This window comes from Bradyrhizobium diazoefficiens USDA 110 (assembly GCF_000011365.1).
GTDB classification, from domain to species: Bacteria; Pseudomonadota; Alphaproteobacteria; order Rhizobiales; family Xanthobacteraceae; genus Bradyrhizobium; species Bradyrhizobium diazoefficiens.
In genome coordinates this window covers 1,055,448-1,078,692 of the sequence record NC_004463.1, presented here as the reverse complement: position 1 = coordinate 1,078,692, position 23,245 = coordinate 1,055,448, and the positions used below count along the sequence as shown (strand labels likewise).

The following is a 23,245-nucleotide window of genomic DNA, read 5'->3' as shown; positions in this document are numbered from 1 at the left end:
GTCTCATCCACCATGGCTGGAACCTGGGCAGCTCACTTGCGCGGAGTGGCTGACCCGGTAAGGCCATTCAGCAGGCCATCACCTAGCAACTCAACGCAAGACGATTTTCGCCCCTCGCGCGCCAACTCCAAATCAAAAAAGACGTGTTGCACAAACTCCGGCTGGCCCCAGGGCCACGCCGGGCATGGTGCACGGCAATAGGGATACAGGCGGCACAAGACCGCCGAGGGAGGGTTTTTTGGCCGTTCGTTACTACGACTGGATCGCCCATCATGGCCGCCGCACGCCTGGCAAGGTCGCGGTCATCGACCTCGCGAGCGAGCGCCGCTTCACCTATTCGCAGCTGGATGCGAGGGTCTCGCGTCTCGCCTCGTTCCTGTGTCACACGCTGAAGGTCTCGCGCGGCGACCGCGTCGCGGTGCTGGCGCTGAACACGACCGATACGCTGGAGGTGCAGTTTGCCTGCGGGCGGTTAGGTGCGATCTTCGTGCCGCTGAACACCCGCCTCACCGTTCCCGAACTCCAGTTCATCACCGCTGATTGCGCGCCGAAGGTGATGATCCATGATGCCGACCTCGCCGAGACGGCGCTGAGCGTCGCCAAGCTCTGCGGTGTAGCGACCAGCCTGCTGCTCGGCCCCGGCGGGGCCTACGAGGCCGGCATCGCCGCCGCAAAGCCGCTCGACCGGATCGAGGAGGTCACACTCGATGACGTCTCGACCATCATGTACACGTCCGGCACCACGGGTCATCCGAAAGGCGCGACCATCACCCACGGCATGACGTTCTGGAATTGCGTCAATCTCGGCGGTCCCGCCTGCATCGGACCGTCCTCGGTGCTGCTTACCGTGCTGCCGCTGTTCCATACCGGCGGGCTGAATTGCTACACCAATCCGGTGCTGCATGCCGGCGGCACCGTGATGATCATGCGGGCCTTCGATCCCGGCACGGCGCTCGGCCTGATCAACGATCCCGCGCAGGGCATCAACGTGTTCTTCGGCGTCCCCGCGATCTACCAGTTCATGGCGCAGCATCCCGCCTTCGCAACGACCGACCTTACCCGGCTGATCGTCGGCGGTGTCGGCGGCGCGCCAATGCCGGTGCCGCTGCTGAAGGTCTGGGAGGCGCGCGGCGTCGCACTCCAGCAGGGCTATGGCATGACCGAGACCTCGCCGGCCGTGCTGGTGCTCGACCGCGAGGATGCGGCGCGCAAGGCCGGCTCCGCCGGCAAGCCGGTGCTGCACACGGAGGTGCGGATCGTGCGGCCCGACGGCAGCGACGCCGATGTCGGCGAGCTTGGCGAGCTCTGGGTGAAGGGACCAAACATCACGCCCGGCTACTGGAACAGGCCGGAGGCGAACAAATCCTCCTTCACCGACGGCTGGCTCCACACCGGCGATGCGACGCGAATCGACGAGGAAGGCTTCTACTACATCGTCGACCGCTGGAAGGACATGTACATCTCCGGCGGCGAGAACGTCTATCCGGCCGAGGTCGAGAACGTCCTGCACCAGCTTGGCGCCATCGCCGAAGCCGCCGTCATCGGCATTCCCGATCCGCAATGGGGCGAGGTGGGCCTTGCCATCGTCGCGGTCAAGCCAGGACAAAGGCTGACGGAAACCGACGTCTTCGCACATTGCGCGGCCAATCTCGCGCGCTTCAAATGCCCACGCCAAATTCGCTTCGTCGATGCGCTGCCGCGCAACGCCACCGGCAAGATCCACAAGCCGACCTTGCGCAAGGAATTCTCGGCGGCCTCCGAAGTCGACAAGAGAGTCGCCAACGCCTGACCAAAGCGCCCCTCTCGCGGGCGCTTTTTCCTTTTGTAGTGCCTGCTCCGACCCACAAGAAACCCAAGGAATTTCCATGAAAAACAAGAAACGCGTCCTGCTCGCGGCGGCGACGGCCCTGACATTGCTCTCGGTTCAAGGGGCTTACGCACAGAAGAGGTACGATACCGGCGCCTCCGACACCGAGATCAAGATCGGCAATGTCGAGGCCTATTCCGGCCCCGCCTCCGCTTACGGCGTCATCGGCAAGACCGAGGAAGCCTATTTCAAGATGATCAACGACCAGGGCGGCATCAACGGCCGCAAGATCAACTGGATCTCCTATGATGACGGCTACTCGCCGCCCAAGACCGTGGAGCAGGTCCGCAAGCTGATCGAGAGCGACGAAGTGTTCCTGGTGTTCAACGCGCTCGGCACGCCGACCCAGACCGCGGTGCAGAAATATCACAACGCCAAGAAGATCCCGCAGCTCTTCCTCGCCACCGGTGCCAGCAAGTGGAACGACCCGCAAAATTTCCCGTGGACCATGGGCTTCCAGCCGAGCTACCGGGTCGAGGCGCGGATCTTCGCCAAGTACATCCTGAAGGAGAAGCCGGACGCGAAGGTCGCGATCTTCTATGCCAACGACGATTTCGGCAAGGACTACGTCGCCGGCATCAAGGACGTGTTCGGCGACAAGGCATCGAAGCTGATCGTGGCCGAAGAGAGCTACGAGACCTGGGAGCCATCGATCGACTCGCACATCGTCAAGCTCAAGGGCACCGGCGCGGACGTCTTCGTGAACATCTCGACCCCGAAATTCGCGGCGCAAGCCATCAAGAAGATCGCGGAGCTGGAATGGAAGCCGATGCACCTGATGACGGATGTCTCGGTGTCCATCGGCGCGGTGATGAAGCCCGCCGGCCTCGAAGCCTCCGAGGGCGTGTTATCGGCCGGTTATCTGAAGGACGCGTCGGATCCGCAATGGAAGGACGACGAGGGCATGAAGAAGTTCATGGCCTTCATCGACAAATACATGCCCGGCGCAAACATCTCGGACGCCAATCTGGTCTACGGCTATGCCGCGGCCCAGACGATGGTGCAGGTGCTGAAGCAGGCGGGCGACAATCTCACCCGCGAGAACGTGATGAAGCAGGCCGCCAGCCTGAAGGACTTCGCCCCCGATACGCTGATCCCGGGGATCAAGATCAACACCTCGCCCACCGACTTCGCGCCGATCGAACAGCTCAAGATGTGGCGGTTCAAGAACGGCCAGTGGGAACTGTTCGGCCCCATCATCAGCGCGGAGCCGAGCGGCTAGTTCTCGGCGAACTCTCCGTGCATGGGGGATGGCGGCCGCGAGTCCGCCATCTCCTTGTCCGCGGATCTCCAGGGTGAACCAAGGGTGAACCTATGCCGGCAAGAACAGCGCGAACGGCTCTTCCACCGTGCGGCGCAGGTGTTTTCGGTACAGCTCATAGTTGGCGTCGCCGGACGCGACCCGTCCCAAGGACGGCGTCGGAACGTTTCTGAGCGGCACGTAGGCGATCGGTGCTGCAATCGGCGTCAGCTGCGAGCCGGGACCGGCGCGGAGCGTCGAGATGATGCCGTACATCTCGCCGGCGACCGTCGGCCGCGACACCGTGATCACGCGATGCTGGCCGTGCTTGATGATGACGAGATAGATGAAGCCGGACTGATGCGGCACGGCGACCTCGCCGGTATGCTCATAGGCGGCATCGGTCCGATCGCCCTCGCGGAAGACCAGCGACGAGACCTTCGGCTCCCACAAGATTTCGGTGCGGTAGGCGAAGATCGCGTCCTTGTCGCCAAACGACGGCCGCAGCGTGATGTAGACATCCTCGAGCCAGGTCACCGCGCGATGCGCATAGGAGCCGAGGCTGTCGGGCGCGACATCGTTCGCGGCCGGAGGCGCCACGACGACGACGCTCTTGCGTAGGGACACACCCAGCGCCTGCTCCAGCCGGACCGTCGTCGCCAGCGTGAACGGCCGGCGGCCGCCGAGCACCTTCTCCAGCGTCGACAGGCTGAGCTTGGCCTGTTCGGCCAGCGCCTGCCGGGAGATCCGGCGCCTGGCGAGCTCCTCGCGAATGGTCTCCGCGATCTCGCGGCACTGCTCGTCCGAAAGCTGCTTGTCGCCCTGCGTCTGCATCGTCACCCCTGCCTTGGGAGCACCACTCTAGCAGGCCGGACAAACCAGCACAAAACCGCACATGGCCACCCGTCCGCCGCCCGCCCGGGCCGGCCGCGGCGGAACATTGCCGATCATTCTGCTCGCGAAATCAGGCCCTCCCGGCGGATGCTGAGCCTGCAAACATCCTTCGGGAGCAGGCCAAATGAATACCTACGACACAGCCGACAGCGACGAACATCCCATGCTGAGCCGGCTGATCAAGCTCGGATTGTTTCTTCTCGCGCAGGGCATCGCAGTGATGCTGGTCGCCTTCGTGGCCCTGCTGGTGAGCTTCGGGACGAGCTGGTCAGCAACGACCGAACAGGCCAGCCTGCTCCAGCCCGGCGATGCCAGGTCCGGCACCCTCCTCCTGAAGGAAGATGGCGCCACCACCGAAGCGATCCGCCTCGGCATCGATATCGACATCACGGTATCGGGCCCGACGCTGCGCACCCGCGTCACCCAGGCGTTCCGCAATCCGACCAAGGACTGGGTCGAGGCCACCTATGTCTATCCGCTCGCGACCAATGGCGCCGTCGACACGCTGAAGATGGTGGTCGGCGACCGCGTCATCGTCGGCGACATCAAGGAGCGGCAACAGGCGCGCGTGATCTACGAACAGGCGCGCAGCGCCGGCCAGAAGGCCGCGCTCACCGAGCAGGAGCGGCCCAACATCTTCACCAACTCGGTTGCGAATATCGGTCCCGGCGAAACCGTGCTGGTGCAGATCGAATATCAGGAGCCGGTGCATCAATCCGGCAATGAATATTCGCTCCGCGTGCCGCTGGTGGTCGCCCCGCGCTACAATCCGGCGCCGATTGTACAGAGTGTCGACTTCCGCAACGACGGCTCCGGCTGGGGCGCCGCCACGTCCGATCCCGTGCCCGACCGCGAGCGTATTTCCCCGACAGTGCTGGATCCCGCCAGGAATGCGCCCGCTAACCCGACCAGCATCACAGTGCGTCTGAAGGCCGGCTTTGCGCTCGGCGAGGTCAAGAGCCACCATCATAGCGTCAAGATCGAGAGCCCGGACAACGCGACGCGCATCGTCACGCTCGCCGACGGCGCGGTGCCCGCCGACCGCGATTTCGAACTGACGTGGAAGCCGGCGGCTCAGAAAGCACCGTCGGTCGGCCTGTTCCGCGAGCATGTCGGCGATGCCGATTACCTGCTCGCCTTCGTCACGCCGCCGAGCGCCGAGCAGGCAACGCAGAAGCCGCTGCCGCGCGAGGTCGTGTTCGTGATCGACAATTCGGGCTCGATGGGCGGCACCTCGATCGTCCAGGCCAAGGCGAGCCTGCTCTACGCCCTCGGCCGCCTCCAGCCGGCCGACCGCTTCAACGTCATCCGCTTCGACGATACCATGGACGTGCTGTTTCCGGCCTCCGTGCCGGCGGATGCCGCCCATGTCGGCGAAGCGACCTCGTTCGTCAGCGCCTTGCAGGCGCGCGGCGGCACCGAGATGGTGCCGGCGATGCGCGCCGCGCTGACCGACAAGATCGGTGACACCGGCATGGTTCGCCAGGTCGTGTTCCTGACCGACGGCGCGATCGGCAACGAGCAGCAATTGTTCGAGACGATCACGGCGATGCGCGGCCGCTCGCGCGTATTCATGGTCGGCATCGGGTCCGCGCCAAACACCTATCTGATGACGCGCGCTTCCGAGCTCGGCCGCGGCGCCTTCACCCATATCGGCTCTGTCGAGCAGGTCGAGGAGCGCATGCGCGGCCTGTTCGCGAAGCTGGAAAATCCGGCGGTGACCGGCCTCAGCGCAAAGTTCTCCGAAGCCACGGCCGACGTCACCCCGGCGATCATTCCGGACGTCTATCGCGACGAGCCCCTGGTGCTGGCGGCCAGGCTCGACAAGCTCGCAGGCTCGCTCGAGATCAAGGGACGCGTCGGCGACCGTCCGTGGTCGGTGACGCTGCCGTTGCAGAATGCCGCCGAAGGCAAGGGCCTGTCAAAACTCTGGGCCAGGCGCAAGATCGGCGACGCCGAAGTGGCGCGCACGATGCGCGAGATGACGCCGGAAGAGGCCGACAAGGCGATCCTGGCGCTGGCGCTCGACCATCAGATCGTCACGCGGCTCACCAGCCTCGTCGCGATCGACAAGACGCCGAGCCGCCCCGAAGGCGAACCGCTCAAGCTCAGCGAATTGCCGATCAATCTGCCGGCCGGCTGGGATTTCGAGAAGATCTTCGGCGAACGGCCGCAGCTGGTGCCGACGCAGCTGCGCGAACGCCATGCCGATGCGCGCAACCAGCCGGCGGCAAGGCGGCCGACCCCCGCCGCGCCCGACGCGATCCGCCTGCCCAAGACCGCCACCTCGGCCGAGCTGAAGATGATCGGAGGTCTGGTCCTGATCGTGCTCGCCCTGATCCTGTTCGTGTTCAACCGGCGTCAGCCCTTGCTCACTGACGCCGCTTGAGAGAGGAGCCTCCCCGAACTCCTCTGTTAGCGCGCGCGGCTGCCCGTCCCCTACCCAACGGCCGCGCGCGCCTTTTTGGGGAATGTCATTCCGGGGCGGCTCGTAGAGCCGAACCCGGAATCTCGAGGTTCCGGGTTCTCGCTACGCGAGCCCCGGAACGACGAACAAGAGATACTCAATGCCCCGCCTCATCTCTCCCCTGGTTCTCGCGCTGATCGGCGCCGTCCTGTTCGGCGACGGCGCCTACATCCATGCAAAAGCCTGGCTCGCGCAGGTGCTGCTGGAACGCGCGTTCGACAGAAGCGTCGCGACGGGAGAGGTGGTCAAGCCATGGTCATGGGCCGATACCTGGCCGGTCGCCCGGATCGAGGTGAAGCGGATCGGCGCCAGCGCGATCGTTCTGGACGGCACGAGCGGCCAGGCGCTTGCTTTCGGACCCGGCCATATCGAGCGGACAGTCGATGCCGGCGAGCGCGGCGTTGCCGTCTATGCCGCCCATCGCGATACGCATTTCCGCTTCTTGCGGAATGTCGCGATCGGAGACGTGATCGAGATCACCCGCCGCGACGGCAGGCATTTCCGCTATCGCGTGGATTCTGCGACCGTTGTCCGTTTCGACGCATCGGGCATCGATCCCGCGACACAGGATGTCGAGCTCGTGCTCGCCACCTGCTGGCCGTTCGACGCCGTCACGTCCGGTCCCGAACGTTATGTCCTGCATGGCGTGCTGATGGGAGCGAATGAATAGCAGCGATGCATCGCTCATTCCATCACACGGCATACCATGTGGTTGCTACTGCGAAGAACTCGCCATAGAACAGAGTGACGCGCCACCAAGAAGAACAACAGGTGAGGTCACACCATGGAAGCTCGCGTATCTGCTGCATTCTCCTCTCCGCGCCCATGGTCTCCATCGCCCGACGCCAGCGACATCGTAAAAGGCATCCATGCCATGCTGCACCCGCACAACATCGTGCTGGTGGGCGCGACCGACAAGCCCGGCAATTATGCCGAGCGCATCTGGAACAATCTGGTCAAATACGGCTTCGAGGGCGGGCTCTATCCGGTCAACGCCAAGCGCGAGACGATCTGGGGTGTGCCCTGCTACAAGGATTTTGCAGCCCTCCCGGAAAAGCCCGATCATGTCCTGGTGCTGGTGCCGGCGCGTTTCGCCGTGCAGGTGATCCGCGATGCCGCCGCGGCCGGCGCGCGCTCGGCCACCATCGTCACCTCCGGCTTCAGCGAGTTGCAGGATGACGAGAGCCAGCAGCTCGCCGCCGAACTGCAAGCGGCCATCCGCGAAACCGGCCTCGCCGTCACCGGCCCGAATTGCCTCGGCAACTTGAGCGCCGGCGAAAAGCTCTTCACCAATATCGACGACCGCATCGTCACCATGGAGCAGGGCGCGGTGGCGATCGCCGGGCAATCCGGCGCCATCGTCATGGCGATCCGCCAGGCGCTGGAGGATCGCGGTGTCGGTGTCGGCTACATGGTGACGACCGGCAACGAGGCCGGGCTCGAGACGCCGGACCTGATGCGTTATTTCGCGGAGGATCCGAGCGTCAAGGTGATCGTGGTCTACCTCGAGGGCGTGCGCAACACAAAGGCCTTTCGCGACGCCTGCAAGGCGGCGCGCGCGGCGAGCAAGCCCGTGATCGCGCTCAAGCTCGGCGCATCCGAGGGCGGCCGCGCCGCGGCGATGGCGCACACCGGAGCGCTGGCGGGCTCGATCGAGACGTTCGACGCAATCGCAACGCGTGAAGGTGTTATCCGGGTCGGCGGGCTCGACGAATTGATCGAGACCACCGAATGCTTCGTCCACGCCGCCGTACCCAACGGTGACCGGCTCGCCGCGGTCACGCTGTCCGGCGGCAAGCGCGGCATGCTGATCGACGCCTTCTATGCGGAAGGCTTGAACTTCGCACCGCTCAGCCCGCATGTCAGCTCGGAGCTGGCGAGGATGCTTGGGCCCGGATCGATCGTAGGCAATCCGCTTGACGCCGGCTTTGCCGCGGTCGTCGATCCCTCCGTCTACATGAAGTCGATCAAGCTGATGATCGACGACCCCGATATCGACATCGTCATCATCGATGCCGAGCTGCCGAAGGCGCCGCACGAGCTGCGCGAGCGTAACCTGCGCATCGTCGACGAGATGGCGAGCCGGGCCTCAAAGCCCGTGATCTACATCAGCGCGATGTCGATCGGCTTCACCGAGTTCACCAAGTCCTTGCGCAAATCGCTGCCGCATCTCGCGGTCATGCAGGGCATGGATCGCGCGGTCACCGCGATCAAATCACTGCTCGCCTATGCGAAGCTACGCAAGGAAGTACCCGACATCGTCTCGAGCTCGAAACCCGCCGCGCGTGCCGTGCTGGAAAAGGCGCTGACATCGGCGAACGGCGCCGCGCTCGACGAAGTCGCCTCGAAGAAGCTCCTGAAGGCCTATGGCATCCCGACCTCGAAGGAAGCGACCGCACAGACCGCGGCGGAAGCCGTGAAGATCGCGAAACAGATCGGCTTCCCGGTCGTGGCAAAGGTCGTCAGCGCCGAGATCCTGCACAAGTCCGACATCGGCGGCGTGGTGCTGAACCTGAGCAATGCGGCCGAGGTGAAGAAGGCGTTCGCCGATATCACCGCGCGGGTGAAGCGGCTGAAGGGCAAGCCGAGGCTCGACGGCATCCTGATCGCGCAGCAGGTCAAGGCCGACCTCGAACTCGTGGTCGGCGCCTCGCTCGATGCCGAGATGGGTCCGGTCGTGCTGTTCGGCACCGGCGGCATCGACATCGAGCTGATGAAGGACGTCGCGCTCGCGGGCGCGCCGCTCGACGAGGCCGAGGCGCGGCTCCTGATCGGCCGCACCAAGGCCGGCATCAAGATGCGCGGCTATCGCGGCAAGCCGGCCTTGCACGAGGCCTCCGCGGTGAAGGCGCTGGTCGGCCTGTCCAACCTGATCGCGGATGCCGGCGACCGGATCGCCTCGATCGACATCAATCCGTTCCTGATCAACACCAGGACGGGCGTGGCGGTCGATGCCCTGATCGTGCTGAACAATGCCGCGGCAAAGCGCGCGGCCGGGCATTGATGTCGCGTTGGGCGGACTAGCGCGCCATTTTGCACGGCGGAGAGCAGTGGCGGGTTACACTTCCGCCTTCGCTCTTCGAGCTACGGCGGACAAGTCGTTAACCCGCCCGCGTTAGCATTGCGGTCGTTCGGACTCCTTCCAACTTCCCCGCTTTGGTCGTAAAATCGCACCCGCATGGCACGCGCGAGCAATCTGGTGATCGGGACGGCGACGCTGGCGGTGATCGCCGTGGCGTTCGGCGGCCTGCTCGGCGTACAGAAATGGCGCACCATCCAGAGTCGCAGCCAGTTGCGCGTGGTGTTCGAAGGCGGTTCCGCCAGCGGCCTGCGCCGGGGCGGCCCGGTCAATTTCGACGGTGTGCTCGCGGGCCAGATCCTGTCGATCAAGCTGGACAATCCCCGCAAGGTCGTGGCGCTGGTGATGCTCGACAACTCCGCGCCAATCCGCAAGGACACCGTGGCGGGAATCGAGTTCCAGGGTCTCACCGGCGTCGCCGCGGTCTCCCTGATCGGCGGCGCGCCTTCCGCACCGCCGGTGCCGCTTGATTCGGACGGCATTCCCGTGCTCACCGCCGATCTCAGCGACGTCGAATCCATCGTCGACACCTTGCACAGTGTCGACCGCACGATCGTGAGCAACGCCCCTGCGATCAAGGAGGGGCTCCGCACATTCGAGAACTCCAGCGCCGACCTCAGGAGCAAGGGCGGCGAAATCGATTCCGTCATGGCCAAGGTCGACAGCGCCTTCGCAGGCTTCGACAAGGCGGTCACGAAGATCGAGGGCGTGGTGCCAGGCTTCGTCGATGGCAGGGCCGACGAGCTGTTCGAGACGGTGCAGGGGCTGCGCGAGCTGACCGACACCATGAGGAAGAAGTCGGCGAGCTACATCGAGGACATTCGTCGCTCGCTGCTCGACGTCAGCGAGACCGCCAACAAGATGGCCGGCACGCCCGTGCCGCCGCGGCCACCGCGCAAGCCCGAGCAGAAGAAGCGGTAGGCGTGGCGAGCCGATCCGCCCCTCCGCCAAAAAATCTCGAAAACAACCCCATGCACAGTAGAACTGCCCCGCCAGTCGGGGCTTGGCGCTGCGCCGCGAACACACTTGGCGCCCCTGTCCGGGGGTTCGCGATGAGGGGCGGGCACGCGAACGCTTTGCCCACCCTGCGACATCCGCGACAGCTCAGTAGTTGCTGGCCGCTGCCTCATTGGGGATGCCCTCGATCGGGCACTCGTCTGTCCCCGGCGTCGATCGGGTCATCGCCTCGACCATGTCGCGCGTGCCTTCGGGATCCTTGATCCAGTTCTTGTAGAAATCGTACGGGCACGCCGCGACGCCGCGCGGGCTTTCGCCGGAATTGATCATGCCGGTGTAACCGCGGTGGACCAGCTTGTAGAGGTGGTTCTGCGACTGGCCATTGCGGCGCGCGTCGCGGATCAGATGCTTCGACAGCTGGGCGTACTGGATGCCGTAATCCTCTTCGCCGCACTCGCCGAGTGTGCGGCCGTCGAAACCTATGATCGCGGAGTGACCGAAATAGGAATAGACGCCGTCGAAGCCGGCGGCATTGGCGACCGCGACATAGACATTGTTGGCCCATGCCATGGCCTTGGAAATCAGGACCTGCTGCTCCTTGGCCGGATACATGTAGCCCTGGCAACGCACGATCAGCTCGGCGCCCTTCATGGCGCAGTCACGCCAGATCTCCGGATAGTTGCCGTCGTCGCAGATGATCAGGCTGACCTTGAGGCCCTTCGGGCCCTCGGAGACATAAGTGCAATTGCCGGGATACCAGCCCTCGATCGGCACCCAGGGCATGATCTTGCGGTACTTCTGGACGATCTCGCCCTTGTCGTTCATCAGGATCAAGGTGTTGTAGGGCGCCTTGTGCGGGTGCTCCTCGTGGCGCTCGCCGGTCAGCGAAAACACGCCCCACACTTTCGCCTTGCGGCAGGCCTCGGCGAAGATCGCGGTCTCTTCACCGGGCACCGCCGAGGCGGTCTCATACATCTCCTTGGAGTCGTACATGATCCCCTGAGTGGAGTATTCGGGGAAGATCACGAGGTCCATGCCGGGCAGGCCGACCTTCATGCCCACCACCATGTCGGCGATCTTGCGGGCGTTGTCGAGCACCTCGGCCTTGGTGTGAAGGCGGGGCATCTTGTAGTTTACCACTGCGACGCCGACGGTGTCGTTGCTGCTGGAAATGTCGCCGTGAAGCATTTTGACCGCTCCTGTTCTTGACTTGTTGTTCTGGGTTGGCCGCCGATCGAGCGGTCGCGTGGGTTAGTGACTGATCATCCAGGGGCGGGCCGTTGGAAAACCCTTGGCGCCGCTCCTGCTCTTGGTCATCAACCGCGCCGGCTTCCTCTTGTCCGCCGAGCTCTTGTCCTTGACCGTCTTGCCCGTGGAGCAGCAGCCGCAGCCGGGGCCGTGCGAGGCCTTGTATTGCGCGAGCGTCTGCGGCGCATGCGTGCTGCGCTCGTTGACGGCGTGCGCCTTGCGCTTCTCCGCCGGCATGCAGAAGAAATTCGGCGCGGTCAGGATCACCCGCGGCGCCATGGTCTCGCAATGCGGACAGCTTTGCGGATCGTCGCATTCCGCCATCGGGCGCAGGTCCTTGAAGGGACCGCAATCGTCACAGAGATATTCATAGACCGGCATCGCATCATCCCCACGCTCTTGCCTGTTCAACACACCTGGCGGCGGATGCGGGGCGGCAGATACGCGCCGTCCCGCATCCCGTCGCGCAGGGATTACTTGTCCGGCGAGATCGGCATCTGGATATCGCCCGTGATGTGCTTGATGGGACCTGCCGCCGACGGCATCACGTCGAAGTCGAAGATCTCCGTCGGCAACCATAGCGTGGCGCAGGCGTTGGGCACGTCGACCACGCCGGAAATGTGCCCCTGGCACGGCGCGGTGCCGAGGATCGAGTAGGCCTGCGCGCCGGAGTAGCCGAACTTCTTCAGATATTCGATGGCGTTGAGGCAGGCCTGGCGGTAGGCGATGTGGACGTCGAGATAGTGCTGCTTGCCGGCCTCGTCGACCGAGATGCCCTCGAAGATCAGGTAGTCCTTGTAGTTCGGCGTGATCGGCGACGGCTTGAAGATCGGGTTCTTGATGCCGTACTTCGCCATGCCGTCCTTGATCACCTCGACCTTCAGATGCAGCCAGCCGGCCATCTCGATCGCGCCGCAGAAGGTGATCTCGCCGTCGCCCTGGCTGAAGTGCAGGTCGCCCATCGAGAGACCGGCGCCGGGCACATAGACCGGGAAGTAGATCTTCGAGCCGCGCGACAGGTCCTTGATGTCGCAATTGCCGCCATGCTCGCGCGGCGGCACCGTGCGCGCGCCTTCGGCGCCGATCTTCGCCTTGACGTCGCCCTTGGCACGGCCGCCATGGGCGGTCGGCGCGAATGGCGGATTGGCAAGGCCGGGCACGCGGGTCGGGTTGGTCGAGATCAGCTCGGCCTCACGCTTGTTCCAGGTGTCCAGCATCTTCGGATCGGGCAGACAGCCGATCAGGCCGGGATGGATCAGGCCGGCGAAGTTGACGCCGGGAACGTGACGCGACGAGGTGTAGAGGCCCTTGATGTCCCAGATCGACTTCTGCGCCAGCGGGAAGTGGTCAGTCAGGAAGCCGCCGCCGTTCTGCTTGGAGAAGAAGCCGTTGAAGCCCCACAGGCTCTCCTTGAGCGGGCCGACGTCGAGCAGATCAACGACCAGGAGATCGCCGGGCTCGGCGCCCTTGACGCCGATCGGGCCGGAGAGGAAGTGCACGATCGACAGGTCGATGTCGCGCACGTCGTCGGCGGAATCGTTGTTCTTGATGAAGCCGCCGGTCCAGTCATAGGTCTCGATGATGAAATCGTCGCCGGGATTGACCCAGGCCACGATCGGAATGTCGGGGTGCCAGCGATTATGCACCATGTCATTTTCGTAGGCCGACTTGGTGAGATCGACCTTGATCAGTGTCTCTGGCATCGAGATGCTCCCCTTTTACTACGGTTGGTTAGACGGACAGATATTTGGAGACCTGCGCGGCATCGACGGCGTCGCGCGGATCGTCGCGGACGATCTCGCCGTTCTCGATGACCAGCACGCGGTCGGCGATATCGAGCGCGAAACTCAGGACCTGCTCGGACACCACGATCGAGAGGCCCTTTTCGTCGCGGATGCGCTTCAGGGTGCGCGCCATGTCCTTGATGATCGAGGGCTGGATGCCTTCGGTCGGCTCATCCAGCAGCAGCACCTTCGGCTTGGTCGCGAGCGCCCGCGCAATCGCGAGCTGCTGCTGCTGGCCGCCGGACAGATTGCCGCCGCGGCGGCCCTTCATCTCCAGCAGCACCGGGAATAATTCGTAGATGTCTTCGGGTACCTCGGTGCCGCCGGAGACGACGAGGCCGGTCTCGATGTTCTCCTTCACCGTCATGGTCGAGAAGATCATGCGGCCCTGCGGCACATAGGCGAGGCCCTTGGCCACCCTCTCGTAGCTCGGCAGACCGCCGAGCTCGGCGCCGTCCATGGTCACCGAGCCGCTTTTCGTCGGCAGAATGCCCATCAGCGACTTCATCAGCGTGGTCTTGCCCATGCCGTTGCGGCCCATGATCGCGACGATCTCGTTCGGCGCGACCTTGACGTTGAGCCCGTGCAGCACCTCGCTCTGGCCGTAGGCGACGTGAAGATCGGAAATTGCCAGCATCGTCGCGTCTCCCTAATGGCCCAGATAGACTTCAACGACCTTGGGGTCGTTCTTCACCTTCTCCATGGTCCCCTCGGAGAGGATCTGGCCCTGGTGAAGCACGGTGACCTTGTGGGCGATGTCCTCGACGAACTTCATGTCGTGCTCGATCACCAGCACCGAGCGGTTCTTGATGATGCGATTGAGCAGCTCGGCGGTCTTGGCGCGCTCGGACACGCTCATGCCGGCGACGGGCTCGTCCAGCATCAAGAGGTCCGGGTCCTGGATCAGCAGCATGCCGATCTCGAGCCATTGCTTCTGGCCGTGGCTGAGCAGATCGGCGTTCACGTTGAGCCGATCCTTCAGGAAGATCATTTCGGCGACTTCGTGCACCCGGTCGCGCACGGCGGCGTCGCGGGTGAAGGTCAGCGCGCCGAACACGGAGCGGCCGCGGGGATATGAGATCTCCAGATTCTCGAACACCGTGAGATCGTCGTAGATCGATGGGTTCTGGAACTTGCGGCCGACCCCGGTCTTGACGATCTCGTTCTCCTTCATCCGCGTCAGCTCCTTGCCGCGGAACTGGATCGAGCCTGACGTGGCCTTGGTCTTGCCGCAGATCAGATCGAGCACCGTGGTCTTGCCGGCGCCGTTGGGGCCGATGATGACGCGGATCTCGTTCTCGTCCACGTAGAAGGAGAGATCATTGACCGCCTTGAACCCGTCGAACGACACGGTGAGCGCTTCGACGGCGAGCAGGAATTCCTTGGGCTGGTGACCGACGAGCATGATCTATCTCCTCACTGCCAGCGTGGCATCGGCATCGCGATGACCGACGAGCATGACCTATCTCCTCACTGCCAGCATGGCATCGGCATCGTGGTGACCTACGAGCATGATGATCTCCTCACTCTGCCGGAGCGCCGTCGGCGACCGAGCTGTCGGTCCAGCCCTCGGGTTTCGGTTTGCGTGACGAGATCAGGCGATCGATGCGCGGCTGCACATAGTCGCCCCAGATCCCGGCAAGGCCGTTCGGGAAGGCCAGGACCACGGCGATGAACAATCCGCCGAGGCCAAACAGCCACAATTCGGGAAAGGTTTCCGACAGGCTGGTCTTGGCGAAGTTGACCAGCAGCGTGCCGTAGATCGCGCCCAGGATCGACAGCCGGCCGCCGACCGCGGTGTAGATCACCATTTCGATCGAGGGCACGATGCCGACGAAAGAGGGCGACATGAAACCGACGTTCAGCGCGAACATGGCGCCGCCGATCGCGGCGAAGACCGCGGCGATGCAGAAGGCGAAGATCTTGAAGTTCGCGACGCTGTAGCCGGAGAAGCGAACCCGGTCCTCCTTCTCGCGCATCGCGACCAGGATGCGCCCCAGCTTGGAGTGCCGGACGAACTGCGCGATCATGATGCAGGCGAACAGCAGTCCAACCTCGAAGAAGTACAGCACGATCTTGGCGTGGTCGGGCCGGATGTCCCAGCCCTTCAGCGTGCGCAGATCGGTCATGCCGTTGATGCCGCCGGTGTAACCCTGCTGTCCGACGATCAGGATGGTGAGGATGGCAGCGACGGCCTGGGTGATGATGGCGAAGTAGGTGCCGCCGACCCGGCGCTTGAACATCGCGGTGCCGATGATGAGAGCGAAGATGCCGGGCACGAGAATGATAGCGGCGATGGTAAAGGTGAGGCTGTTGAAGGGCTTCCAGAAGAACGGCAGCGCGGTGATCTGATTCCAGTCCATGAAATCGGGGATGCCGGGGGTCGACTGGATCTTGGTGTTCTCCACGCTTGATGCCTCGAGCTTGAGGAACATCGCCATGCAGTAGCCGCCGAGCCCGAAGAACACGCCCTGACCGAGGCTTAAGATGCCGCCATAGCCCCAGCAGATCACCAGCCCCAGCGCGACGAATGCATAGGTCAGGTATTTCGCGACCAGATTGAGCCTGAAGACATCGAGCGAGAGCGGCAGCACCACCACCAGGAACACCGCGAGCACCAGAATTCCGATGAGCTCCGATCGATTGAAGAACCGATTGTCGGTCATTGCATCAGCCCCATTTTCTTACTTCCGGACCTTGAGGGCGAACAGCCCCTGCGGCCGCAGCATCAGGATTCCGACAACGGCGAGCAGCGTCAGCACCTTGGCCATCGAGCCCGACATGAAGAACTCGAGGGTGGATTGCGTCTGCGAGATCGAGAAGGCCGAGGCGATGGTGCCGAGCAGGCTCGCGGCGCCGCCGAACACGACCACCAGGAACGTGTCGACGATGTAGAGCTGACCGGAGGTCGGCCCGGTCGAACCGATCATGGTGAAGGCGCTGCCCGCGATGCCGGCGATGCCGCAGCCGAGGCCGTAGGTATAGCGATCGACCTTTTCGGTGTTGATGCCGACGGCGCCGGCCATGATGCGGTTCTGCACGACGGCGCGCACCTGCCGGCCCCAGCGCGATTTGTACATCACATAGGCGACGCCCAGCGTGATCAGCACGGTGAGGCACATCACGAAGACGCCGTTGATCGGCACTTCGATGCTGTCGGTCACGTGCAGCGAGCCGAGCATCCACTGCGGCAGCTCGACGCCGACCTCGCGCGCGCCGAACACGGAACGATAGGCCTGCTGCAACATCAGGCTGAGGCCCCAGGTGGCGAGCAGCGTATCGAGCGGGCGCTTGTAGAGGTGCCGTATCAGCACCCATTCCACCAGCATTCCCAGCGCGCCGGACGCGACGAAGGCCAGGATCATCGCGAGGAAGAAGTAGCCGCTGAACAGGCTCGGCAAATAGGACTGGAAGAAATTCGAGGTCATCCAGGTGACGTACGCCCCGAGGATCATGAACTCGCCATGGGCCATGTTGATGACGCCCATCTGGCCGAAGATGATCGCAAGACCGAGCGCCATCAGCACGTAGACCGAGAACAGGATCAGTCCCGCAAAACCCTGCATGACGAAGATGGAGCCGAGGTCGCCAATCGAGTAGTCGCCGAACATCGATGTCCTCCGTCAGGGAAAGGGTCCCGCGTCGCGAGCAGGTTCGCGACGCGGGGGTCTTGGGCATGGACTTGCGATCCACGCCAGGGAGCGGTTTTGCCTCGAGGGAGACGCGGCAGAGGCCGCGTTCTGACTGGTAGCGCTTCTTACTGGTAGCCCTTGGGGAACGGATCCGGCTCGACGAGATCGGCGGTCTCGTAGATCAGCTCGAACTGGCCATCGAGCTTGGCGCGGCCCACCCGGGTCTTCGACCAGAGGTGATGGTTCTCGTGGATGCGCACATAGCCTTCCGGAGCACCCTTGAACTCGACGCCCGGCGAAGCCGCCGCGATCTTGTCGACGTCGAACGAACCGGCCTTCTCGACCGTCAACTTCCACAGCCACGGGCCGAGATAGGCAGCCTGGGTGACGTCTCCGATCACGGTCTTCTCGCCCCACATCTTCTTGAACGCGGGCACGAATGTCTTGTTGTTCGGATTGTCGAGCGACTGGAAGTACTTCATGCAGGCATAGGCGCCTGCGATATTCTCGCCGCCGATGCCGTCGATCTCGTCTTCGGTCACCGAGATCGTCAGCAGCGGCTGCTTGGCGAGGTCGATGCCGGCAGCCTTGAGCTGCTTGTAGAACGCGACGTTGGAACCGCCGACGACGTCAGTGAAGATCACGTCGGGCTTGGTCAGCTTGATCTTGTTGATGACCGAATTGAACTGGGTGTTGCCGAGCGGATAATACTCCTCGCCGACGACCTTGCCCTTCAGCACGTTCTCGACGTGCTTGCGCGCGATCTTGTTCGAGGTGCGCGGCCAGATGTAGTCGGAGCCGATGAAGAAGAACGACTTCGCGCCCTTCTCCTTGGCGATCCAGTTCAGGCCCGCGAGAATCTGCTGGGTCGCCTCCTGGCCGGTGTAGATCACGTTCTTGGACTGCTCGAGGCCTTCGTAGAAGGTCGGGTAGTAGAGCATGCCGTTATACTGCTCGACGACCGGCAGCACCGCCTTGCGCGAGGCCGAGGTCCAGCAGCCCATGATCGCCGCGACCTTGTCGTTGACCAGCAGCTTCTTGGCCTTCTCGGCGAAGGTCGGCCAATCGCTGGCCCCGTCCTCCTGGATGAACTTGATCTTGCGGCCGAGCACGCCGCCCATGGCGTTGATCTGCTCGATGGCGAGCTTTTCGGCTTCGATCGAGCCGGTCTCGGAGATCGCCATGGTGCCGGTCGCCGAATGCAGGATGCCGACTGTCACCTCGGTGTCGGTGACCGCGAGACCCGTGGTATTGACCGCCGAGGTCGCCGGGGCCTGTGCAAAAGACGCCCGCGGCAGCATCGTGATGGCCGGCACCGCCGCCATTCCCATCAATAATTTGCGCCGGAGCGGCGACAACAGGCCCTTGTTTGCTTCGTCTGACATGAGCACCCCACTTTTGTTCGAGGACACGCGATTGGTGCCGTGAGGATGGCTCGAATTTGTGCAGCGCAAGCATACGCAAGATCGCGTATACTGCACCGCAAAATGCCGACGTAGGCTTTTGGTACGGGATTTGCGAGGGATCCGGGTCGTATCGGGAGTGGGATTAAGTGGCAGGGCGGCAGCGAATAGACCGCGTCAGGCGCCAGTACAACCAATGGGTCGCCAACCAGACGCTGGAAGACTACGCGCTGCGCTTCACGGCCAAGAGCGCGCGTCGCTGGTCCACCGCCCGCGTTGCCAACACCGCGCTGGGCGCGATCTCGTTCCTGGCGATGGAGGCGATCGGCGGCACCATCACCCTGAACTATGGCGTCACCAACGCCACCGCCGCGATCCTCGTGGTCTCGACCATCATCTTCTGCTGCGGCGTGCCGATTGCCTATTATGCCGCCAAATGCGGCATCGACATTGACCTGCTAACGCGCGGCGCTGGTTTCGGCTACATCGGCTCGACCGTCACCTCACTGATCTACGCGTCCTTCACCTTCATCTTCTTCGCGATCGAAGCGGTGATCCTGGCGTCCGCGCTCGAGATGTGCTTCGGGATTCCGAGGCCGGTCGGCTATCTCATCAGTGCGGTCGTCATCATCCCGCTGGTGGCCTACGGCATCACGCTGATCAGCCGCTTCCAGCTCTGGACCCAGCCACTCTGGATCATTCTGCACATCCTGCCCTTTGCGGCGATCGCCTGGGCCAACCCCTACTCGTTCACGGAGTGGCGCAAGTTCTCGGGCGAGCACGGCGACCTCAACGGACATTTCGATCTGCTGCTGTTCGGTGTTGCGGCCTCGGTCGTGTTTTCGCTGGTGGCGCAGATCGGCGAGCAGGTCGACTTCTTGCGATTCCTGCCGCGCGACCGTCGGGCCTCCAGGACCTCCTGGTGGATCGCACTGATGAGCGCGGGCCCCGGCTGGATCGTGCTCGGCGCGCTGAAATTGCTGGCCGGCTCGTTCCTCGCCTTCTTCGCGCTCAGCCACGGCGTGCCGCCCGAAGAGGCCGCCGAGCCGGCGCATATGTATCTCGAAGCATTTCGATACGTGCTGTCACAGCCCGACCTCGCGCTGGCGCTGACCGGCACCTTCGTGATCCTGTCGCAGGTCAAGATCAACGTCACCAACGCCTATGCCGGCTCGATCGCCTGGTCGAACTTCTTTTCGCGCTTGACCCACAGCCATCCCGGCCGCGTGGTCTGGCTGGTCTTCAACGTCATTGTGGCGCTGCTGTTGATGGAGATCGGCGTCTACAAGGCGCTGGAGCAGACGCTGGCGCTCTATTCCAACGTCGCGATCGCCTGGGTCGGCGCACTGGTCGCCGACCTCGTCATCAACAAGCCACTTGGATTGCGGCCACAGCAGATCGAGTTCAAGCGCGCGCATCTCTACGACATCAATCCGGTCGGCGTCGGTGCGATGACGATCGCGACCATCATCTCCATCAGTGCCTTCTACGGCCTATTCGGGCCGACCGCGAAGGCGCTGTCGGCCTTCATCGCGCTGGCGGTTGCCTTCCTCGCCGCCCCCCTGATCGCATGGGCGACCGGTGGCAAATACTACATCGCGCGCAAGCCGAAGCGGAGCTGGCAGAACATCGAGGCGATCCAGTGCTGCATCTGCGAGCACTCGTTCGAACCGGAGGACATGGCCTCCTGCCCCGCTTACGCCGGGCCGATCTGCTCCTTGTGCTGCTCGCTCGACGCCCGCTGCCACGACCTCTGCAAGCCGCATGCGCGCGTACAGACGCAATTCTCCGAGACGCTCGGCAAGATCCTGCCGCAGCCGATCTACCAGCGGATCAATTCGCAGCTCGGCCATTACATCGGCGTGTTCGTGATCTCGGCCGGCCTCGTCGCGCTCGTGCTGGGGCTGATCTATCTCCAGACCTCCGCGAGCGCGCATGGCGAGAACATGCTCGTCTCCGACGTGCTGTGGAAGGTGTTCTTCTCGCTCAGCATCATCATCGGCGTGGTGGCCTGGCTGTTCGTGCTGGCGCAGCAGAGCCGGCGGGCCGCGGAGGCCGAGACGCGGCGGCAGACCACGCTGCTGATCCAGGAGATCGACGCGCACAAGCGCACCGACGCCGAACTCCAGCGCGCCAAGGAGGTCGCCGAATCCGCCAACCTCGCCAAGAGCCGCTATGTCGTCGGCCTCAGCCACGAGCTGCGCTCGCCGCTGAATGCGATCAGCGGCTATGCGCAGCTCCTCGAGCAGGATACGACGCTCAACACCAAGCCGCGCGACCAGGTCCGCGTGGTTCGCCGCAGCGCCGATCATCTCTCCGGCCTGATCGACGGCATCCTGGACATCTCCAAGATCGAGGCGGGGCGGCTGTATCTCTCGCGCGACGAGGTGCGGCTCAGCGAATTCCTCGACCAGCTCGTCGGCATGTTCCGCCTTCAGGCCGCCGCCAAGGGCATCGACTTCGTGTTCAGGCGTCCCGCCCACTTGCCGGTCGTGGTCTATGCCGACGAGAAGCGGCTGCGCCAGGTGCTGATCAATTTGCTCTCCAACGCGATCAAATTCACCCAGACCGGCAGCGTGCAGTTCGTCGTGCACTATCGCAGCCCCGTTGCCGAATTCGAAGTGATCGACACCGGTCCCGGCATCCAGGGCGACGATCTCGAACGCATCTTCGCGCCGTTCGAACGCGGCGCCCTCGGTGTCTCGCAGCCGCAGACCGGAACGGGCCTCGGGCTGACCATCAGCCGGCTGCTCGCCGGCGTCATGGGCGGCGACATCAAGGTCATGAGCACGGTCGGCACCGGCAGCACGTTCAAGGTCAAGATCCTGCTGTCGGAGGTCGCCAATCCCCAGCGCATCGCGCCGGTGGAGGCGCCGGTCTCCGGCTATCACGGCGCGCGCAAGACGATCCTGATCACCGACGACGACCCCGTTCATCGCGACCTCCTGCGCGAAGTGCTGACGCCGCTCGGCTTCATCCTGCTCAGCGCCGCAGACGGCCCGGGCTGCCTCGCGCTGGCGCAGCATTGCCGGCCCGATCTGTTCCTGCTCGATATCTCCATGCCCGGCATGGACGGCTGGACGGTCGCGGAGACGCTGCGCGCGAGCGGCCATCACCAGGCCCGAATCCTGATGGTCTCGGCGAGCGCGCTGGAGGCTCACGGCACGCCGCTGGCGCAACCGTTCCACGACGGCTATCTGATGAAGCCGATCGACATTCCGCGGCTGCTGGAGACGATCCGCCAACTGCTCAAGATCGAATGGCAATACGGCTCGGACGAGATCGCGGTGCCGTTCTGGCAGCCCGAGAGCGGCTCACGGCCGCCGGTGCGACACATCGAGGAGCTGATCGGGCTCGGCCAGATCGGCTACGTCAAGGGCATCCAGCTGAAGCTCGACGAGATCGGCAGCGAGCATCCGGAGCATGCCGACTTCGTCGCCCAGATGCGATCGCTGGTCGACCGCTTCGATCTCGACCAGTACATGACCACATTGAAGACGTTGCATGCGCATGAGCATTGAGTCGAAGAAGCGCGACGTCGCGCTCGTTGTCGATGACTCTCCCGAGACGCTGCGGCTGCTCACCGACGCGCTCGACGGCGCCGGGATGACGGTGATGGTGGCGCTCGACGGCGCGGCGGCGATGCGCATCGTCGAGCAGATCACGCCCGACATCGTGCTGCTCGATGCGGTGATGCCCGGCATCGACGGCTTCGAGACCTGCCGCCGCCTCAAGCGCGATGCGGGCCTTGCCAACGTCCCCGTGATCTTCATGACGGGCCTCGCCGAGACCGAGCATATCGTGCGCGGGCTGGACGCCGGCGGCGTCGACTACGTGACCAAGCCGATCGTGATCGAGGAGATGCTGGCGCGCATCCGTGTCCATCTCGGCAACGCCCGCCTGACCCAGAGCGCGCGCGCCGCGCTCGACGTCTCCGGCCGCTTCCTGTTCGCGGTCAACCGGCAGGGCAGCATCCTCTGGGCGACCCCGCAGGCGCAGAAGCTGCTGTCCGATCACCACGGGGCCCAGGCCGATGACTTTGCCCTTCCGCCATCACTGCTACACTGGCTGGAGCAGGCCAAGGGCAAGGGCAGCTCGAAGTCGCAAGGCGCTTCCTTGCCCGACAATCCGCAACTCCGGTTCTATTACATGGGCGAAACCGCGCCGAACGAGTTCCTGCTACGGCTGTCCAAGGAATCCGGCACCGCGTTGCCGCCGGAATTCACCAGCGAGCTCGGCCTCACCACCCGCGAAGGGGAAGTGCTGGCCTGGCTCAGCAAGGGCAAGACCAATCGCGACATCGCGCAGATCCTGGGATTGAGCCCGCGCACGGTCGACAAGCATCTCGAGCAGATCTATGCGAAGCTGGGCGTGGAGAACCGGACAGCGGCGGCGGCGATTGCGACGAGCGCGACAAGGCGGAATTCGTAGCCGCTGCGCGAATGAGTTGGGACACCACTAACCCAACAAACAGTGTCGTCCCGGACAAGCGAAGCTCTCGACAACGCGTAGCGTTGTCCAGAGCGGAGCGCCGATCCGGGATCCATAACCACAGGGAGACGTTTGGCGAAGACTCGGAGTTACCTGCTCGCCCTACGACCACTGCCTGGGAGTATGGGTCCCGGGCTCGCTTCGCGCCCCGGGACGACAGTGGAATTCGTAGCCGCGGCGCCA

At 64.1% G+C, this 23,245-nt stretch carries 17 protein-coding genes; 8 read left to right on the top strand and 9 right to left on the bottom strand.

From position 1 onward, the window contains the following. The first annotated feature begins 238 nt into the window (after positions 1-238). Both BJA_RS04960 and BJA_RS04955 read left to right on the top strand, forming a co-directional pair. Complete coding sequence (locus tag BJA_RS04960; protein WP_038965213.1) at positions 239-1,789, top strand: acyl-CoA synthetase; 1,551 nt, start codon at positions 239-241, stop codon at positions 1,787-1,789. A gap of 76 nt (positions 1,790-1,865) precedes the next feature. Further along, entirely contained in the window at positions 1,866-3,089 is a 1,224-nt protein-coding gene (locus BJA_RS04955; protein ID WP_063921375.1) for an ABC transporter substrate-binding protein, read from the top strand. A 90-nt stretch (positions 3,090-3,179) separates the two neighbouring features. On the opposite strand, the gene BJA_RS04950 is transcribed toward BJA_RS04955, so the two are convergent. Beyond that, positions 3,180-3,941 (bottom strand): helix-turn-helix transcriptional regulator, encoded by a 762-nt coding sequence (locus tag BJA_RS04950; protein ID WP_028172650.1) that lies wholly within the window; start codon positions 3,939-3,941, stop codon positions 3,180-3,182. 184 nt (positions 3,942-4,125) lie between these two features. Between BJA_RS04950 and BJA_RS04945 the strand changes: the two genes are divergently transcribed. The 4 genes from BJA_RS04945 (at position 4,126) to BJA_RS04930 (ending at position 10,468) form a co-directional block, all read left to right on the top strand. After that, a complete protein-coding gene (locus tag BJA_RS04945) occupies positions 4,126-6,390 on the top strand; it encodes a marine proteobacterial sortase target protein (protein WP_011083797.1) in 2,265 nt (754 codons plus the stop codon). Between the two features lie 178 nt (positions 6,391-6,568). Then, the gene (locus tag BJA_RS04940) at positions 6,569-7,138 is read left to right on the top strand and encodes a class GN sortase (RefSeq protein WP_011083796.1); all 570 of its coding nucleotides are present in this window, start codon (positions 6,569-6,571) and stop codon (positions 7,136-7,138) included. Between the two features lie 114 nt (positions 7,139-7,252). Further along, on the top strand, positions 7,253-9,472 hold the full coding sequence (locus tag BJA_RS04935) for an acetate--CoA ligase family protein (RefSeq protein ID WP_011083795.1): 2,220 nt from the start codon (positions 7,253-7,255) through the stop codon (positions 9,470-9,472). Positions 9,473-9,646: 174 nt separating this feature from the next. Further along, positions 9,647-10,468 (top strand): MlaD family protein, encoded by an 822-nt coding sequence (locus BJA_RS04930; protein ID WP_011083794.1) that lies wholly within the window; start codon positions 9,647-9,649, stop codon positions 10,466-10,468. A 183-nt stretch (positions 10,469-10,651) separates the two neighbouring features. On the opposite strand, the gene BJA_RS04925 is transcribed toward BJA_RS04930, so the two are convergent. The 8 genes from BJA_RS04925 to urtA all read right to left on the bottom strand — a co-directional run bounded on the left by BJA_RS04925 (position 10,652) and on the right by urtA (position 18,553). Continuing rightward, entirely contained in the window at positions 10,652-11,692 is a 1,041-nt protein-coding gene (locus BJA_RS04925; RefSeq protein WP_011083793.1) for an aliphatic amidase, read from the bottom strand. A gap of 63 nt (positions 11,693-11,755) precedes the next feature. Beyond that, positions 11,756-12,133 (bottom strand): FmdB family zinc ribbon protein, encoded by a 378-nt coding sequence (locus BJA_RS04920; RefSeq protein ID WP_038965211.1) that lies wholly within the window; start codon positions 12,131-12,133, stop codon positions 11,756-11,758. Positions 12,134-12,225: 92 nt separating this feature from the next. Then, on the bottom strand, positions 12,226-13,455 hold the full coding sequence (gene fmdA, locus BJA_RS04915; protein ID WP_008540630.1) for a formamidase: 1,230 nt from the start codon (positions 13,453-13,455) through the stop codon (positions 12,226-12,228). Positions 13,456-13,483: 28 nt separating this feature from the next. Beyond that, positions 13,484-14,173, bottom strand: coding sequence for an urea ABC transporter ATP-binding subunit UrtE (gene urtE, locus BJA_RS04910; protein ID WP_011083792.1), 690 nt, complete (start codon positions 14,171-14,173; stop codon positions 13,484-13,486). A gap of 12 nt (positions 14,174-14,185) precedes the next feature. Continuing rightward, the gene (gene urtD / locus BJA_RS04905) at positions 14,186-14,941 is read right to left on the bottom strand and encodes an urea ABC transporter ATP-binding protein UrtD (protein ID WP_011083791.1); all 756 of its coding nucleotides are present in this window, start codon (positions 14,939-14,941) and stop codon (positions 14,186-14,188) included. Positions 14,942-15,059: 118 nt separating this feature from the next. Next, entirely contained in the window at positions 15,060-16,202 is a 1,143-nt protein-coding gene (urtC, locus tag BJA_RS04900) for an urea ABC transporter permease subunit UrtC (RefSeq protein WP_011083790.1), read from the bottom strand. Between the two features lie 18 nt (positions 16,203-16,220). Further along, positions 16,221-17,147 (bottom strand): urea ABC transporter permease subunit UrtB, encoded by a 927-nt coding sequence (gene urtB, locus BJA_RS04895; protein WP_011083789.1) that lies wholly within the window; start codon positions 17,145-17,147, stop codon positions 16,221-16,223. A 146-nt stretch (positions 17,148-17,293) separates the two neighbouring features. Then, the gene (gene urtA, locus BJA_RS04890) at positions 17,294-18,553 is read right to left on the bottom strand and encodes an urea ABC transporter substrate-binding protein (protein ID WP_038965210.1); all 1,260 of its coding nucleotides are present in this window, start codon (positions 18,551-18,553) and stop codon (positions 17,294-17,296) included. A 167-nt stretch (positions 18,554-18,720) separates the two neighbouring features. Here urtA and BJA_RS04885 point away from each other — a divergent pair, with 167 nt between their 5' ends. Together BJA_RS04885 and BJA_RS04880 are read left to right on the top strand one after the other, a co-directional pair. Further along, complete coding sequence (locus BJA_RS04885) at positions 18,721-22,092, top strand: hybrid sensor histidine kinase/response regulator (RefSeq protein ID WP_011083787.1); 3,372 nt, start codon at positions 18,721-18,723, stop codon at positions 22,090-22,092. Then, positions 22,076-23,002, top strand: coding sequence for a response regulator transcription factor (locus BJA_RS04880; RefSeq protein ID WP_161532938.1), 927 nt, complete (start codon positions 22,076-22,078; stop codon positions 23,000-23,002). Before BJA_RS04885 ends, BJA_RS04880 begins: the two co-directional genes overlap by 17 nt. Positions 23,003-23,245: the final 243 nt, after the last annotated feature.

Bases quoted from the DNA above. Each gene is read 5' to 3' on its own strand.
- BJA_RS04920 (WP_038965211.1), bottom strand. From the start codon at position 12,133: ATGCCGGTCTATGAATATCTCTGTGACGATTGCGGTCCCTTCAAGGAC.
- urtD (WP_011083791.1), bottom strand. From the start codon at position 14,941: ATGCTCGTCGGTCACCAGCCCAAGGAATTCCTGCTCGCCGTCGAAGCG.
- BJA_RS04925 (WP_011083793.1), bottom strand. From the start codon at position 11,692: ATGCTTCACGGCGACATTTCCAGCAGCAACGACACCGTCGGCGTCGCA.
- urtC (WP_011083790.1), bottom strand. From the start codon at position 16,202: ATGACCGACAATCGGTTCTTCAATCGATCGGAGCTCATCGGAATTCTG.
- BJA_RS04880 (WP_161532938.1), top strand. From the start codon at position 22,076: ATGCGCATGAGCATTGAGTCGAAGAAGCGCGACGTCGCGCTCGTTGTC.
- BJA_RS04955 (WP_063921375.1), top strand. From the start codon at position 1,866: ATGAAAAACAAGAAACGCGTCCTGCTCGCGGCGGCGACGGCCCTGACA.
- urtB (WP_011083789.1), bottom strand. From the start codon at position 17,147: ATGTTCGGCGACTACTCGATTGGCGACCTCGGCTCCATCTTCGTCATG.
- urtA (WP_038965210.1), bottom strand. From the start codon at position 18,553: ATGTCAGACGAAGCAAACAAGGGCCTGTTGTCGCCGCTCCGGCGCAAA.
- BJA_RS04945 (WP_011083797.1), top strand. From the start codon at position 4,126: ATGAATACCTACGACACAGCCGACAGCGACGAACATCCCATGCTGAGC.
- BJA_RS04930 (WP_011083794.1), top strand. From the start codon at position 9,647: ATGGCACGCGCGAGCAATCTGGTGATCGGGACGGCGACGCTGGCGGTG.
- urtE (WP_011083792.1), bottom strand. From the start codon at position 14,173: ATGCTGGCAATTTCCGATCTTCACGTCGCCTACGGCCAGAGCGAGGTG.
- fmdA (WP_008540630.1), bottom strand. From the start codon at position 13,455: ATGCCAGAGACACTGATCAAGGTCGATCTCACCAAGTCGGCCTACGAA.
- BJA_RS04950 (WP_028172650.1), bottom strand. From the start codon at position 3,941: ATGCAGACGCAGGGCGACAAGCAGCTTTCGGACGAGCAGTGCCGCGAG.
- BJA_RS04935 (WP_011083795.1), top strand. From the start codon at position 7,253: ATGGAAGCTCGCGTATCTGCTGCATTCTCCTCTCCGCGCCCATGGTCT.
- BJA_RS04940 (WP_011083796.1), top strand. From the start codon at position 6,569: ATGCCCCGCCTCATCTCTCCCCTGGTTCTCGCGCTGATCGGCGCCGTC.